This window comes from Geminicoccus sp., from assembly GCF_035556675.1.
Classification (GTDB): domain Bacteria; phylum Pseudomonadota; class Alphaproteobacteria; order Geminicoccales; family Geminicoccaceae; genus Geminicoccus.
On sequence record NZ_DATMFZ010000056.1, the window covers coordinates 22,513 to 35,071 of the forward strand.

7 protein-coding genes are annotated in these 12,559 nt (G+C 71.7%); 3 read left to right on the plus strand and 4 right to left on the minus strand.

Annotated elements, in window-relative coordinates; genetic code table 11:
• Nucleotides 1-2: 2 nt before the first annotated feature.
• From mfd to VNS22_RS04390, 3 genes are all read left to right on the plus strand, one after another.
• Nucleotides 3-3,494: a transcription-repair coupling factor gene (gene mfd, locus VNS22_RS04380; protein ID WP_325729986.1), complete on the plus strand. Its 3,492-nt coding sequence runs from the start codon at nucleotides 3-5 to the stop codon at nucleotides 3,492-3,494.
• Between the two features lie 303 nt (nucleotides 3,495-3,797).
• Nucleotides 3,798-5,036: an HlyD family efflux transporter periplasmic adaptor subunit gene (locus VNS22_RS04385; RefSeq protein WP_325729988.1), complete on the plus strand. Its 1,239-nt coding sequence runs from the start codon at nucleotides 3,798-3,800 to the stop codon at nucleotides 5,034-5,036.
• A gap of 8 nt (nucleotides 5,037-5,044) precedes the next feature.
• Nucleotides 5,045-5,950, plus strand: coding sequence for a cation diffusion facilitator family transporter (locus VNS22_RS04390; protein WP_325729990.1), 906 nt, complete (start codon nucleotides 5,045-5,047; stop codon nucleotides 5,948-5,950).
• Nucleotides 5,951-6,180: 230 nt separating this feature from the next.
• On the opposite strand, the gene VNS22_RS04395 is transcribed toward VNS22_RS04390, so the two are convergent.
• The 4 genes from VNS22_RS04395 to VNS22_RS04410 all read right to left on the minus strand — a co-directional run.
• On the minus strand, nucleotides 6,181-8,232 hold the full coding sequence (locus VNS22_RS04395; RefSeq protein WP_325729992.1) for a hypothetical protein: 2,052 nt from the start codon (nucleotides 8,230-8,232) through the stop codon (nucleotides 6,181-6,183).
• Nucleotides 8,229-10,979, minus strand: coding sequence for a DUF4159 domain-containing protein (locus tag VNS22_RS04400; protein ID WP_325729994.1), 2,751 nt, complete (start codon nucleotides 10,977-10,979; stop codon nucleotides 8,229-8,231). Before VNS22_RS04400 ends, VNS22_RS04395 begins: the two co-directional genes overlap by 4 nt.
• A 3-nt stretch (nucleotides 10,980-10,982) precedes the next feature.
• Nucleotides 10,983-11,885, minus strand: a complete 903-nt coding sequence (locus VNS22_RS04405; protein WP_325729996.1) for a DUF58 domain-containing protein — start codon at nucleotides 11,883-11,885, stop codon at nucleotides 10,983-10,985.
• A partial coding sequence (locus tag VNS22_RS04410) for a MoxR family ATPase (RefSeq protein ID WP_325729998.1) occupies nucleotides 11,875-12,559 on the minus strand: 685 nt, incomplete at its 5' end. The genes VNS22_RS04410 and VNS22_RS04405, both read right to left, overlap by 11 nt.

The following is a 12,559-nucleotide window of genomic DNA, read 5'->3' on the forward strand; positions in this document are numbered from 1 at the left end:
CGATGAGCAGCGCCACCGTGGCCGAAGCAGCGGCTCCGTCCGCCACCAAGCCGCGCCGGCTTCTCCTGGCCCGCGCCGCACTCGGGCTGGACGCACTGCATCTGGCCCGCCGGATCGCCAAGACCGGCACGTCGACGGTGTTCGTCGCCCGCGACGCCGAGCGCGCCGCGCAGTTCGCCGCCCAGTTCCGCTTCTTCGCCCCGGCCGTCCCGGTCCTGCCGTTCCCGGCCTGGGACTGCCTGCCCTATGACCGGATCTCGCCCAATGCCGGGATCATGGCGACCCGGCTGGCGACCCTGGCGGCACTCGGCGAGAAGGCCTCGTCGCGGCTCGTGCTGACCACGGTGAACGCGCTGACCCAGCGGGTGCCGGCACCGGAAGTGGTGCAGGGCGGGCGGATGGTCGCCAGGCGCGGGGCCAGGATCAAGCGCGACGACCTGGTTGCGCTTCTGGAGGGCAACGGTTTCCGGCGCAGCGGCACGGTGGTCGAGGCCGGCGAGTATGCGGTGCGCGGCGGCCTGCTCGACCTGTGGCCGACCGGGGCACCTGAGCCCCTGCGCCTGGACTTCTTCGGTCCGGTCCTGGAAACGATCCGCGGCTTCGACCCGCTCACCCAGCGCACCACCAGCAAGCATGAGCGGGTCGTGCTGCAGGCGGTGAGCGAGGTGACCCTGTCCCCGGAGACGGTGGAGCGCTTCAAGACCGCCTATCTGCAGCGCTTCGGCGCGGTGACCGACGATCCGCTACTGGAGGCGGTGGCGGCCGGGCGGCATTTCCCGGGCATGGAGCACTGGCTGCCCTTGTTCCACGACCGGCTGGTGACGCTGTTCGACCATCTGGGCCAGGGCTGGGCGGTCGCCTTCGACCATCATGCCGAGGAGGCGATCGCGGCGCGCCAGGCGCTGATCGGCGAGCACTACCAGGCACGGCTGGAGCCGGCGCCCAAGGGCACCAGCTTCGGCACCACGGTCTATCGGGCGCTGCCGCCGGAACTGCTCTATCTGGACGAGAGCAGCCTGCGCCGCCGGCTCGACGCGGTCCAGACGATCGCGTTCACGCCTGCACCGCCGCCACTCGCCAAGCCCGACGGGATCGACCTCGTGGTCGACCTCGGTGCGAAGCCCGCGCGCGACTTCACCCAGGAGCGGCAGAACCGCGAGATCAACCTGTTCCAGGCGATCGCCGACCATGTCCGCGACCTGACCAAGCAGGGCAAGGACCCGATCCTGGCCACCCACAGCGAGGGCTCGGCCGACCGGCTCCGGACCGTGCTGGGCGACCATGGGCTGCCGGGCCTGCCGGTGGTGCCGGACCTGGCCAGCGCCAACGCCCAGCCCGGGGCCAAGCTCGCCGTCCTGCCGATCGACCGGGGCTTCGTCACCAGCGACATCGTGGTGCTGGGCGAGGTCGACCTGCTGGGCGACCGGATGCAGCGGCAGTCGGCCCGGCGCAAGCGGGCGGACAAGTTCATCCAGGACCTCTCGGTGCTGGGCGAGGGCGACTATGTCGTCCACGCCGAGCACGGCATCGGCCGGTTCGAGGGGCTGGTCACCCTGGAAGTGGGCGGTGCTCCGCACGACTGCCTGCGGGTGGTCTATGCCGGCGGCGACAAGCTGTTCATTCCGGTCGAGAACCTGGAGATCCTGTCCCGCTACGGCCATGCCGACCAGGAGGCCCAGCTCGACAAGCTGGGCGGCGCCGGCTGGCAGGCGCGCAAGGCCAAGGTCAAGCAGCGAGTGCGCGAGATGGCGCAGGAGCTGCTGGCGCTGGCCGCCCAGCGCGCCCTGCGCAAGGGCCAGCCGCTGGAAACGCCGGCCGGCCTCTACGACGAGTTCGTGGCGCGCTTCCCGTTCGAGGAGACCGAGGATCAGCTCAACGCCATCGAGGCCGTGCTCACCGACATGGCGAGCGGCCAGCCGATGGACCGGCTGATCTGCGGCGATGTCGGCTTCGGCAAGACCGAGGTGGCGCTGCGCGCGGCCTTCGTGGCGGCGGCCGCCGGCCGGCAGGTGGCGGTGCTGGCACCGACCACCCTGCTGGCGCGCCAGCATTACCGGGTATTCGCGGAGCGGTTCGGCGACCTGCCGATCCGGGTCGAGCAGCTCTCGCGCTTCGTGCCGGCCAAGGCCCAGAAGCAGATCAAGGCCGAGCTGGCCGAGGGCAAGGTCGACATCGCGATCGGCACCCATGCGCTCCTGGCCAAGGACGTCCAGTTCCAGAACCTCGGCCTGGTCGTGATCGACGAGGAGCAGCATTTCGGCGTGGTGCACAAGGAGCGGATGAAGCAGCTCCGCGCCGAGGTCCACGTGCTGACCATGACCGCGACGCCGATCCCGCGCACCCTGCAGATGGCGCTGGGCGGCATGAAGGACATGAGCGTGATCGCGACGCCGCCGGTCGACCGGCTGGCGGTGCGCAGCTTCGTGATGCCGACCGACCCGGTGGTGATCCGCGAGGCCCTGATGCGCGAGCACTATCGCGGCGGGCAGAGCTTCTATGTCTGCCCCAGGATCGCTGACCAGACCAAGCTCGCCGAGGACCTGCGCAAGCTGGTGCCGGAGCTCAAGGTCGGGATCGCCAATGGCCGGCTGGCGCCCAAGGAGCTGGAAGCCGTGATGGGCCAGTTCTACGACCACCAGATCGACATCCTGCTGGCGACCAACATCGTCGAGAGCGGGCTGGACATCCCCTCGGCCAACACGCTGATCGTCCATCGCGCCGACCTGTTCGGCCTCTCGCAGCTCTATCAGCTGCGCGGGCGGGTTGGTCGGTCCAAGCTGCGCGGCTACGCCTATTTCACCACGCCCGACAAGCAGCTCGCCGAGACCGCCGAGCGGCGCCTGAGCGTCATCCAATCGCTGGAGGGGCTGGGGGCCGGCTTCCAGCTCGCCAGCCACGACCTGGACATCCGGGGTGCCGGCAACCTGCTGGGCGACGAGCAGTCCGGGCATGTCAAGGAGGTCGGCTTCGAACTCTACAACTCGATGCTGGAGGAGGCGATCGCCGCGGCGCGCGCCGGTGCCAAGGGCGAGGAGGAGCAGGTCGACTGGACCCCGCAGATCACGGTGGATGCCGCGGCACTCATGCCCGAGAGCTGGATCGGCGACGTCGACCTGCGCCTGGCCATGTACCGGCGGCTGGCCTCGCTCACCGAGCGCGAGGAGATCGACAGCTTCGCCGCGGAGCTGGTCGACCGGTTCGGCAAGCTGCCGACCGAGACGGACAACCTGCTCTCGATCATCACGATCAAGCAGCTCTGCAAGAAGGCCAACGTGGCCAAGCTGGACGCGGGGCCGAAGGGAATCGTGCTCAGCCTGCACCAGAACCGCTTCCCGCAGCCGGACCGGCTGATCGGGCTGATCGCGGAGAGCAAGGGGAAGATGAAGGTCCGGCCGGACCACAAGATCCTCTATCTCCAGGACACCAAGAGCCCGGCGGAGCGGCTGAAGGCGGCCAACCGGCTCATGGAGCAGCTGGCACGCCTGGCGGCCTGAGCGTTCCGCCAGCGGGGATTCCGGAAAGGCCAGGGCAGTAGCTGCCACTCTTTCCCGGCAGGAACGCGTCGGTCGCGCGTGCCGCCTTGACACCATTGCACGGGCCGACCTCCTTATCGGGGCATGTTCGGCGCGTGTGATCGTGATGCCCGGAAACTGCGGAGCAGTCCCGCAGCAGAACCATAAGTCGGGCGGAAAGGCTGTAGGTGGTAGACGTCCATTGCATTGCCGGCGCATGCCGGCATCCCGATGTCATGTGCCCGGATGTCGGGCGGCAGCGCGCGTCATGCGGGGATGGCCGGCATGGCGGATGAGGCTGCGGCCGGGCGGCCAGGCAGTGGCCGGAGCCGCTGGCTCTGGTGGCTCGGTCTCCTGTTCCTGCTGGGCTACATCACCTGGATCCTGGCGCCCTATCTGCGCTCGGTGATCGTCCGGGACGCCGCGGTCACTGCCCGGATTCATGTCGCGACCGCACCATTGCGCGGCACCATCCACGAGCTGGCGGTCAGTATCGGCGAGCGGATCGGGGCGGATGGGCTGATCGCGACGATCCGCAATCCGCTGGCTGATCGGAGTGCACTCGCCCAGGCGGAGGCGCGGGTGGCGCTCGCCGAGGCGAACGTCGCTGACCTGCAGGCAGAGCTGGACCAGCTGAGGCAGCTCGACCTGGAGCTGCAGGACCGGTTCGCGCGGCATGCCGAGCTGTTCGCCCACGACCTGGAGAGCGTCGTCGCCGGCGCCAAGGCCGAGCTCACGCTGATCGGCCAGCGTCTGGCGCTGGTCCGCAGCATGACCGAACGCAAGGTGGCGCTCGGCCGGACCGGCACCGCCTCGCAGAGCGCCATCGACGAGGCCAGGGTCCAGGTCCTGGAGCTGGAGCTGCTGCAGACGGAGCAGGAGACCGTGGTCGCGCGGGCCGAGCTGCGCCTGCGCGCCATCGCGGACGGCCTGCCGTTGCTCGAGAGCGGCAACGACCCGGACTGGGGCCTGCGCAGCCGGACGGCACTGCGGCTGGAGCTGGCCCGGCTGGCCGGCAGCCTCGCCGACGCCACCGCTTCCCTGGCGGAGGCGAGAGCGGTGGCGGCGGCTGCCCAGGCGGCCTTCGATCAGATCAGCGCCGGCACCGTGACCGCACCGGCGGGTGCGATGATCTGGAGCGTGGTCGCCGGGCCCGGCACCACCGTGGATGTCGGCGAGCCGGTGGCGAAATGGCTCGACTGCAACGTGCTGCTGGTCGACGTGCCGGTGAGCGACGTGGAGGCGGCCCTGCTGCGCCCGTCCATGTCGGCCGACGTGATCCTCGAGGGGGAGCGGCGGGTACGTCATGCCAAGGTGCTGCTCACCCGCGGGGCAGCGGCGACCATCGGCGAGGCCGATCTAGCGGCGATCGCCAAGGGGCGCGGTTCCGGCATCGGCCAGGCGATCCTGGCCTTGGAGCAGACCGAGGCGGACGTTGCCGCCTGCCCGGTCGGTCAGGCTGCCTATGTCGACTTTCCCGAGATCGGCCTGATCGACATCCTGCGTGCCCGGCTGGGCGTCTGAGGATCGGGATGAGTACGCGTGCCATCGGCCCCCAGGAGCGCCAGCGGGAGCGCTCCATCATGTTCGGGTTGGGCCTGGACCTGTCGATCGCCGTGCCGGTGCTGCTCGCCGGGTTCGTCGGCGGCTCGCTGACCAGCCTGGCCGAGGCGGTCCGCGGCCTGCTGATGATCTCGATCGAGGGCTACTCGCTGGTGGTGCTACGCCGCATTCACCGTGGCCAGCTCGTGGATTTCGAGTTCGGCGTGGGCAAGCTCGAGCAGATGTGCAACCTCATCATCGCCGCGGCCATGGTGGGCGGCGCGCTCTGGATCGCGCACGGCGCGGCGATGCTGATGATCGAGGGGCAGAGCCACGCCTCGCCGCTCGGCCTGGCGATGGCTGCCTGCGTCGGCGCGGTGAACAGCTTCCTCAATTTCATGGCCTGGGCGAAGGTCCGTGAGGCCGCCCGGGGCTCCCGCTCGGTGATCATGCAGGCGCAGCTGCGGGCGCGCGTCACCAAGCTGATCTCGTCTCTGTTCGTCCAGGCCACGTTGACGATCTCGGCGGTGGCGAGCGACCCGGTCATCGTCGCCTGCTCCGATGTGACCGGTGCCTTGTTCGTGACCGGCTTCATCCTGGTGATCGCGGCGCGGATGTTCCGGTCGGGCATGGCCGACATGCTCGACCGTGCGGTCGACGAGGCGGCGCAGTTCCTGATCCTGCGCGCGCTGATCCATCACTTCGACAGCTATGGCAGCCTCGACCAGATCCGGACCCGCCGCTCCGGCGAACGGCTGTTCGTCGAGATCACGCTGGGCTTCGAGCCGGACCTGTCGATGGCGGAGGTGGACCGGCGGATGAGCGCCATCCGGCAGATGATCATGCAGGAGATCGCCGGCACCGACGTCTCGATCGTCGCCAGGGCGTTGGCCTAGATCGTGCCGGTGCCAACCATCCGATGTGCATGATCAAGCTCAGGCATGGTATCACGAAGACGCCACAACCCATTGATAAAAAACTGCATTTACGAGATAGTTCATCCGTTGCATGAGCTTGTGGCTCGGGTTCGTTTCGTAAAATGACACGCAGGAGCGGCAAAGAACGCCCGATTCTCGGGCACCAAAGGGCGAGCATAGCACGACTGGCACCACGAGTGCCTAGCTGATCAGCGCCGCCCCTCGCGCCACCAGGCGAACACGGTGGTGCCCAGCAGCAGGGCCAGGGCCAGCCAGGCCGGCATCAGTGGCACCAGCTCAGTGCGTGATACCCGGTACGCGCCGTGGTCGATCAGGCCCATCCAGCCACGCCCGGCGGTCTGGCGATCCTCGCTCACCCGGCGGATGTCCGGCACCGGCTGCTCGGCCAGCCAGGTGAAGGTGCCGCCGGTGGCCTGGACCACCGGCCGCAGCGGCTCGGCCGTGGCGGTGACCGCTTCGCCCTCGACCCGGGCCACTGGTAGTGGCGAGGCGAAGGCGACGTGCTGGCCGTCCTCGATCCGCCACAGGCCGCCCTCGTCGGCGGCGATCTCGGCGCGGGCGACGCCGTTCTCGTCGGGCACCAGGGTCAGCCGCTGCACGCCGCCCGAGGGCGAGGTGACCGTGACATCGTGGGGCAGGCTTTCCAGGGAGTGGCGCTCGATGGTCAGGCGCCGGTCGGCGCCCTCGGCGGACAGCTCCTCCTCCTCCAGCTCCGGCTCCTTCATCAGCCAGTGGACGAGGCGGCGCAGGAGCAGGCTCTGCGGCCCGCCGCCCTCGAAGCCGCGCGCCCACAGCCAGGCATGGTCGGACAGGAGCTGGGCGACCCGGCCCTGGCCCTGGCGCTTGAGCAGGAGCAGAGGCTGCTCGGCATCACCGGCCATCACCACGCTGGCATCGGCCGGGTCGACCGCGACCTGACGGAACCAGCGGCCCCAGCGCCGGCCATCGGCGTCCAGGCCGCGGGTGACGGGATGGCGCCGGCCGAGCTCGGTGATGGCGGGGGTGAAGGGCTGCTCGCTCACCTGGCCGGTGGGGGCACCGGGCAGGACGCGGGCGAGCGGCGTGCGGAACAGGGAGGAGCTGGTGGCGAATTCCGGCCCGGCGGCTTCCAGCAGCGCGCCGCCGCGCTCCACCCAGGAGGCGACATTGTCCAGGTAGATCGCCGGCAGCAGGCCGCGCCGGGCGTAGCGGTCGAAGATCACCAGGTCGAACTGGTCGAGCTTCTCCTCGAACAGCTCGCGGGACGGGAAGGCGATCAGCGCCAGCTCGCGGATCGGCGTGCCGTCCTGCTTTTCCGGCGGGCGCAGGATGGTGAAGTGGACGAGGTCGACCGCCGCGTCGGCCTTGAGCAGGTTCCGCCAGACTCGCAGGCCCGGATAGGGCTGGCCCGAGACCAGCAGCACGCGCAGGCGGTCGCGCACGCCGTTCACGAACACGACCTGCCGGTCGTTCTGCGCGGTGAGCTGGCCCTCCAGCGGGTCGACCTCCAGCTCGATCGCCGCCGCGCCGCCGCGCTCCAGGCGGAACGGAAGATCGGTGCTCTGGCCGGGCACCAGGTTGGCCCGGCTGACCAGCTGCCCGTCGATCGACAGGCGCACCGGCACGGGCGTGCTGCCCGGCACCGGCTCGTCCTCCACCCGGACCGTCACGGTCTGGGGCTCGCCGACCATCGCATAAGTGGGGGCTCGCTCGACCACGAGCCGCCGGTCGACCTCGTCCTGCCGGCCGGTCAGCAGGACATGCAGGGGTGCGTCCAGGCCGAGGCTGGCCGGGTCCTCCGGCACATCATGCACCCTACCGTCCGTGACCACGACCACGCCCGCCAGCCGGCTGCGGTCGAGCTCGCCGAGCGAGCGGCCGAGCCGGTCGAACAGGGCGGTGCCGCGGTCCGGATCGGCCTCCAGCGTGACCTCGCGCAGGTCCAGATCGGGCACCGCGCCCAGGCGCTCGCGCAGCTCCGCGATGGCTTGGTCAGTGCGGGCGGGGCGTTCGCCGATCTCCTGGCTGGGCGTGCGGTCGGTGACCAGCAGCAATTCGTCGGACAGGCGCTCGCGCTGCTCGGCCAGGATGGACGGGCCGGCCAGCGCCAGGAGGATCACTGCCAGCGCCAGCGCCCGCCAGCCGATGCCCGACGAGCGGCGCCAGATGCCCAGGCCCAGCAGCATGAGGCCCAGCAGCGCGCCCAGCGCGATCGTCCACCAGGGCAGGAGCGGGTGGAAGACGAGGTCGACACCGGTCATTGGCCGAGACGCTCCAGGAGGGCCGGGACATGGACCTGATCGGTCTTGTAGTTGCCGGTCAGCGCGTACATCACGAGGTTGACGCCGACCCGGCGCGCCATCTCGCGCTGTTCTTCGCCACCCGGCGTCACCGGCAGGAGGGACGCGCCGAACCGGTCGACCGCCCAGGCGCCGGCGAAGTCGGAGCTGGCCACGATCACGGTGGACACCCCGTCATTGACCTGGCTGCGCGGTGTGTCGACCCAGACGGTGCGCGGCGCGAACCGGCCCGGGAAGTTCGGCATCAGGTAGAAGGACTTGCTGAGCGCGTGGTCGGCGTCGACCGGAGCCAGCGGCGGCAGGTCCAGGCCATGGAACAGCTCCGCCAGCCGCTCTGCCCCTGGTCCTGCCTCGTCGGCCATGGTCCGGGCCGCATCGCCTGTGTCGAACAGGATCATGCCACCATGGCGCAGATACTCGCCGACCTTGGCGATCGCCGCCTCGGACAGGTCGGGATGCTCGGGCGGCACCGGCCAGTAGAGCAGCGGGTAGAGGGCCAGGTCGTCGGCCTCGACATCCACCGGCAGGGGCTCCTCGGGCTCCACCGAGGTCCGGTCGCGCAGGACCAGCGACAGGCCCTCCAGTCCGGCCGCCGAGACCTCGTCGACCTTCTGGATGCCGGTCCTCACCCAGGCCAGCCGGGTGCTCTCCGTGGCTTCCAGCGCCCGCACCTCCGCCTGGGCCAGCGCCGGCCCGCCATTGCCCAGCAGCATCAGGGCGGCCACGGCAGCGGCGACGGCCGGGCGCAGGCGTGCCGGGAGGTTCAGGTGGCCGCGCAGCACCATGGTGATGACGAGATCGGCCAGCGCCAGGATGAAGGCTGCTGCCAGCAGCCAGGGGCCGAGCTCGGTCTCGCTGCTGGGGCCGACCCGCACCTCCGGCAGGGCCAGCACGGCGCCGTCGACCGGTTCCAGGGCGGGCAGGTTCTGGCCGACGTCCAGGGCACGGCGGGGGATCTCGTCGTCGCCGGCCTGCAGTTCGACCGGCGCCCAGAAACCGGGCGGGGTGGCCGCGGTGGCGCGGGCAGCCGCGAGGCCCGCCCCGTCCAGCGTCTCCACGCCCAGGGGCGGGGCCGCCAGCATGCCGGCGCCGGACAGCACGGCCAGCGGCCGGAAGCTGCCGCTGGCCTGGGTCTCGTCGCCGCGGCCAAGGGCGGTCAGCCGGCGCAGCATGTCGACGAACAGGCCGGACAGCGGCAGGTCGGTCCAGGCGGGGTCGGCGGTGGTGTGGATCAGCACCAGCCAGCCATCGTCCTGGCGCCGCCCGGTCACCAGTGGCGTGCCGTCGGTGAGCGCCGCCAGGATGGCGGCGGTCAGGTCCGGGCCGGGCCGGGCCAGCACCTGGCGGCGGACCGTGACATCGTCGGGAACCCGCAGCCCGGCGAACGGCCCGTCGGTGGGGAAGGGTGCGAGCTGCAAGGGTTCGGTCCAGGTCAGGGCACCGCCCAGCTGCCGGTCGCCGAACCGCAGCGGTACGGGCACCAGCGGGTCCTCGCCGGCCGCGAGCCGTGGTCCGGCAAAGCGGATCAGGACGCCGCCACCGTCGATCCAGCTCCGCAGCGCTGCCCGATCCTGGTCGGTGAGTGCGGCGGCATCGGGCAAAACCATCGCCGCGGGCTCGCCCTCGATCAACTCCGCCACCGTGCCGCGCCGGACCTCGGCATAGGGGGACAGCGCCCGGTCGATATACCAAGTCTCGGCCAGGAGCGGCTGGTCAGCCCCCTCGTCGGCGGGTGCCACGATCCCGACGCTGCGGCGGCGCCAGCGCTCGTCCACCAGCACCGTCTCACCGGCACCGCGCCGCCCGTCGATCTCGAGGCGCTCCACCTGGTTGCGCAGGTCGATCGGCAGGTCGAGGCTGCCCTCGACCTGGCGCTGATCGGCCGCGATCGCCACGTCGGCATGGGCCAGCACCTCGCCGCGCCCGGCGAGCGCCAGGACCCGGAGCGGCTGGGCCTCCGGCCTCCCGGCGGCGCGCTCGACGCTGAAGGCCAGCCCGGAGGCATCCGGGTCGCCGTGGCGCAGCAGGAGCGGCGCGTCGGCCGGATCGGGCAGTACCAGGCGCACCGGTGCCAGGTCCCGCAGGCGGGCGGCCAAGCGCACGGCATCGGCCACGGCATCCGGCCCGGCCGCGGTGCCATCCGCGAACCACCACACCGCCGAGGGCGGCTCCGCCAGCCCGTCCAGCGCGGCCAGGGCCGCGGCGCGGTCAGCCGGCCAGCTTGCGGGGCCGCGCCGCTCCAGCTCGGCCAGCGCGTCGGGTGCGGTCATCGCCACGGGCTCCACACCCTGCTCGGTGCCGGCGGTGCGCAGGAGCACCACCGGGCGGCCCTCGCGCCGGGCGGCGGTCAGCACGCGCTCCACCGAGGCGCGGGTGACGCTCCAGCCGGGAGCGGCGGCAAAGCCGTCATCGACCACCAGCAGGAGCGGCCCGTCCCGCCCGGTGTCGGGGATGGGCTGGAGGACCGGGCCGGCCACCGCCAGGATCAGGAGGGCGGCCAGCAGGGTGCGCAGGGCCAGGAGCCACCAGGGCATCCGCGCGGAGGTCTTCTCCTCCTCCTGGATGCCCAGCAGCAGCCGGATCGGCGGGAACAGGCGGCGCTTGGGGCTGGGCGGGATCACCCGCAGGAGCAGCCAGATGGCCGGCAGAGCCAAGAGGGCGGCGAGCACCAGGGGCTGGGCGAAGGCGAGCGATCCGAGCCAGGGCAACGATCAGGTACTCCCGGCAGTCGGCAGGGCCAGCGCCTGCCACAGGGCCACCAGTGCCACCGTCGCCGGCTGGTCGGTGCGGTGCAGGATATGGATCCAGCCGAGCCGGCCAGCCACCTCGGCCAGGCTCTGCCGGTGCGCCTCCCACACGGCACGGTAGCGCCGGCCGAGCTCCGCGGCGTTCTCCACCAGGCGCCGCCCGTCGCCCTCCATCCCCTCGACCACCATCCGGCCCTCGTAGGGGAAGGTCTCCTCGGCCGGGTCGACCACCTGGACCAGCACGCCGCGCACGCCATTGGCCACGTGCGGCCGCAGCCAGTCACGCAGGAGCTCCGGGTGGTGGAGGAAATCGCCGAACAGCACCGCCCGGGCGTGGGCGGGAATGCGGGCAGCCGGCAGGTGGGTGTCCTGGGCAAGGGGCTCGCTGGAGCCGAGTGAGCGCAGGATCCGGCTGGCGACGGTCTTGCCGACCACCGCGCGCTCGTCGTGACCCAGCACGCCGACCCGCTCGCCGCCATCGACCAGCAGGTCGCCCAGGGCGATCATCAGCACGGCGGCACGCTCCAGCTTGCGCGGCACGGCGTGGCTGGAGCGGAAGGTCATGGACGGGCTGCGGTCGCACCACAGCCAGGCGGCCTGCGCCGCCTCCCATTCGCGCTCGCGCACGAACAGGCGGCTGCCGCGCGCCGACTGACGCCAGTCGATCCGCTGCGCCGGGTCGCCCGGCTGGTAGGGGCGGAACTGCCAGAAGGTCTCGCCCGGGCCGGCCCGGCGCCGGCCATGGACGCCCTGCACCACGCCCGCCGCGATCCGCCTGGCTTCCAGCTGGAGGGCCGGCAGGCGGGCAGCCAGGCCAGCCGCCTCGGCGCGCTGGCCCAGCGGATCGCGCTGTGGCTCAGAGCGCATGGGCGAGCAGGCGGCGGATCAACTCGTCGGCATCGATCCCTTCCGCGCGGGCGGCGAAGCTGGGGGCGATCCGGTGGCGCATCACCGGCCGGGCAAGGGCCCGCACATCGTCCAGCGAAGGGGCGATCCGGCCGTCCAGCAGGGCCTTGGCCCGCACCGCCAGTGCAAGGGCCTGGCTGGCGCGCGGGCCGGCCCCCCAGGCCAGCAGCCGGTCGAGGTCGGGCAGGGCACCGCTGCCGGGCCGGGCGGCACGCACCAGCTTCAGGATCGCGTCCACCACCTGGTCGCCGATCGGCAGGCGGCGCACCAGGCGCTGCCACTGGTCGAGCAGGCGCGGGTCGGCGATCGCGGGTGCAGTCGCCTCGGTGCCGCCGGTGGTCACCAGCACCATGCGCCGCTCGGCCGCCTCGCTCGGATACTCCACGTCGATCTGGAGGAGGAAGCGGTCGAGCTGGGCCTCGGGCAGCGGATAGGTGCCTTCCTGCTCGACCGGGTTCTGGGTCAGCACATGGAACGGGCGGGGCAGGTCGTGGTCCTCGCCGGCCACCGTCACCTTGCGCTCCTGCATGGCCTGCAGCAGGGCCGCCTGGGTGCGCGGGCTGGCGCGGTTGATCTCGTCGGCCATGAGCAGCTGCGCGAACTCCGGCCCGCGGATGAAGCGGAACGCGCGCCGC

Excerpts from the sequence above, each read along its gene's own strand:
- mfd (WP_325729986.1), top strand. The coding sequence starts at position 3 with ATGAGCAGCGCCACCGTGGCCGAAGCAGCGGCTCCGTCCGCCACCAAG.
- VNS22_RS04385 (WP_325729988.1), top strand. The coding sequence starts at position 3,798 with ATGGCGGATGAGGCTGCGGCCGGGCGGCCAGGCAGTGGCCGGAGCCGC.
- VNS22_RS04390 (WP_325729990.1), top strand. The coding sequence starts at position 5,045 with ATGAGTACGCGTGCCATCGGCCCCCAGGAGCGCCAGCGGGAGCGCTCC.
- VNS22_RS04395 (WP_325729992.1), bottom strand. The coding sequence starts at position 8,232 with ATGACCGGTGTCGACCTCGTCTTCCACCCGCTCCTGCCCTGGTGGACG.
- VNS22_RS04405 (WP_325729996.1), bottom strand. The coding sequence starts at position 11,885 with ATGCGCTCTGAGCCACAGCGCGATCCGCTGGGCCAGCGCGCCGAGGCG.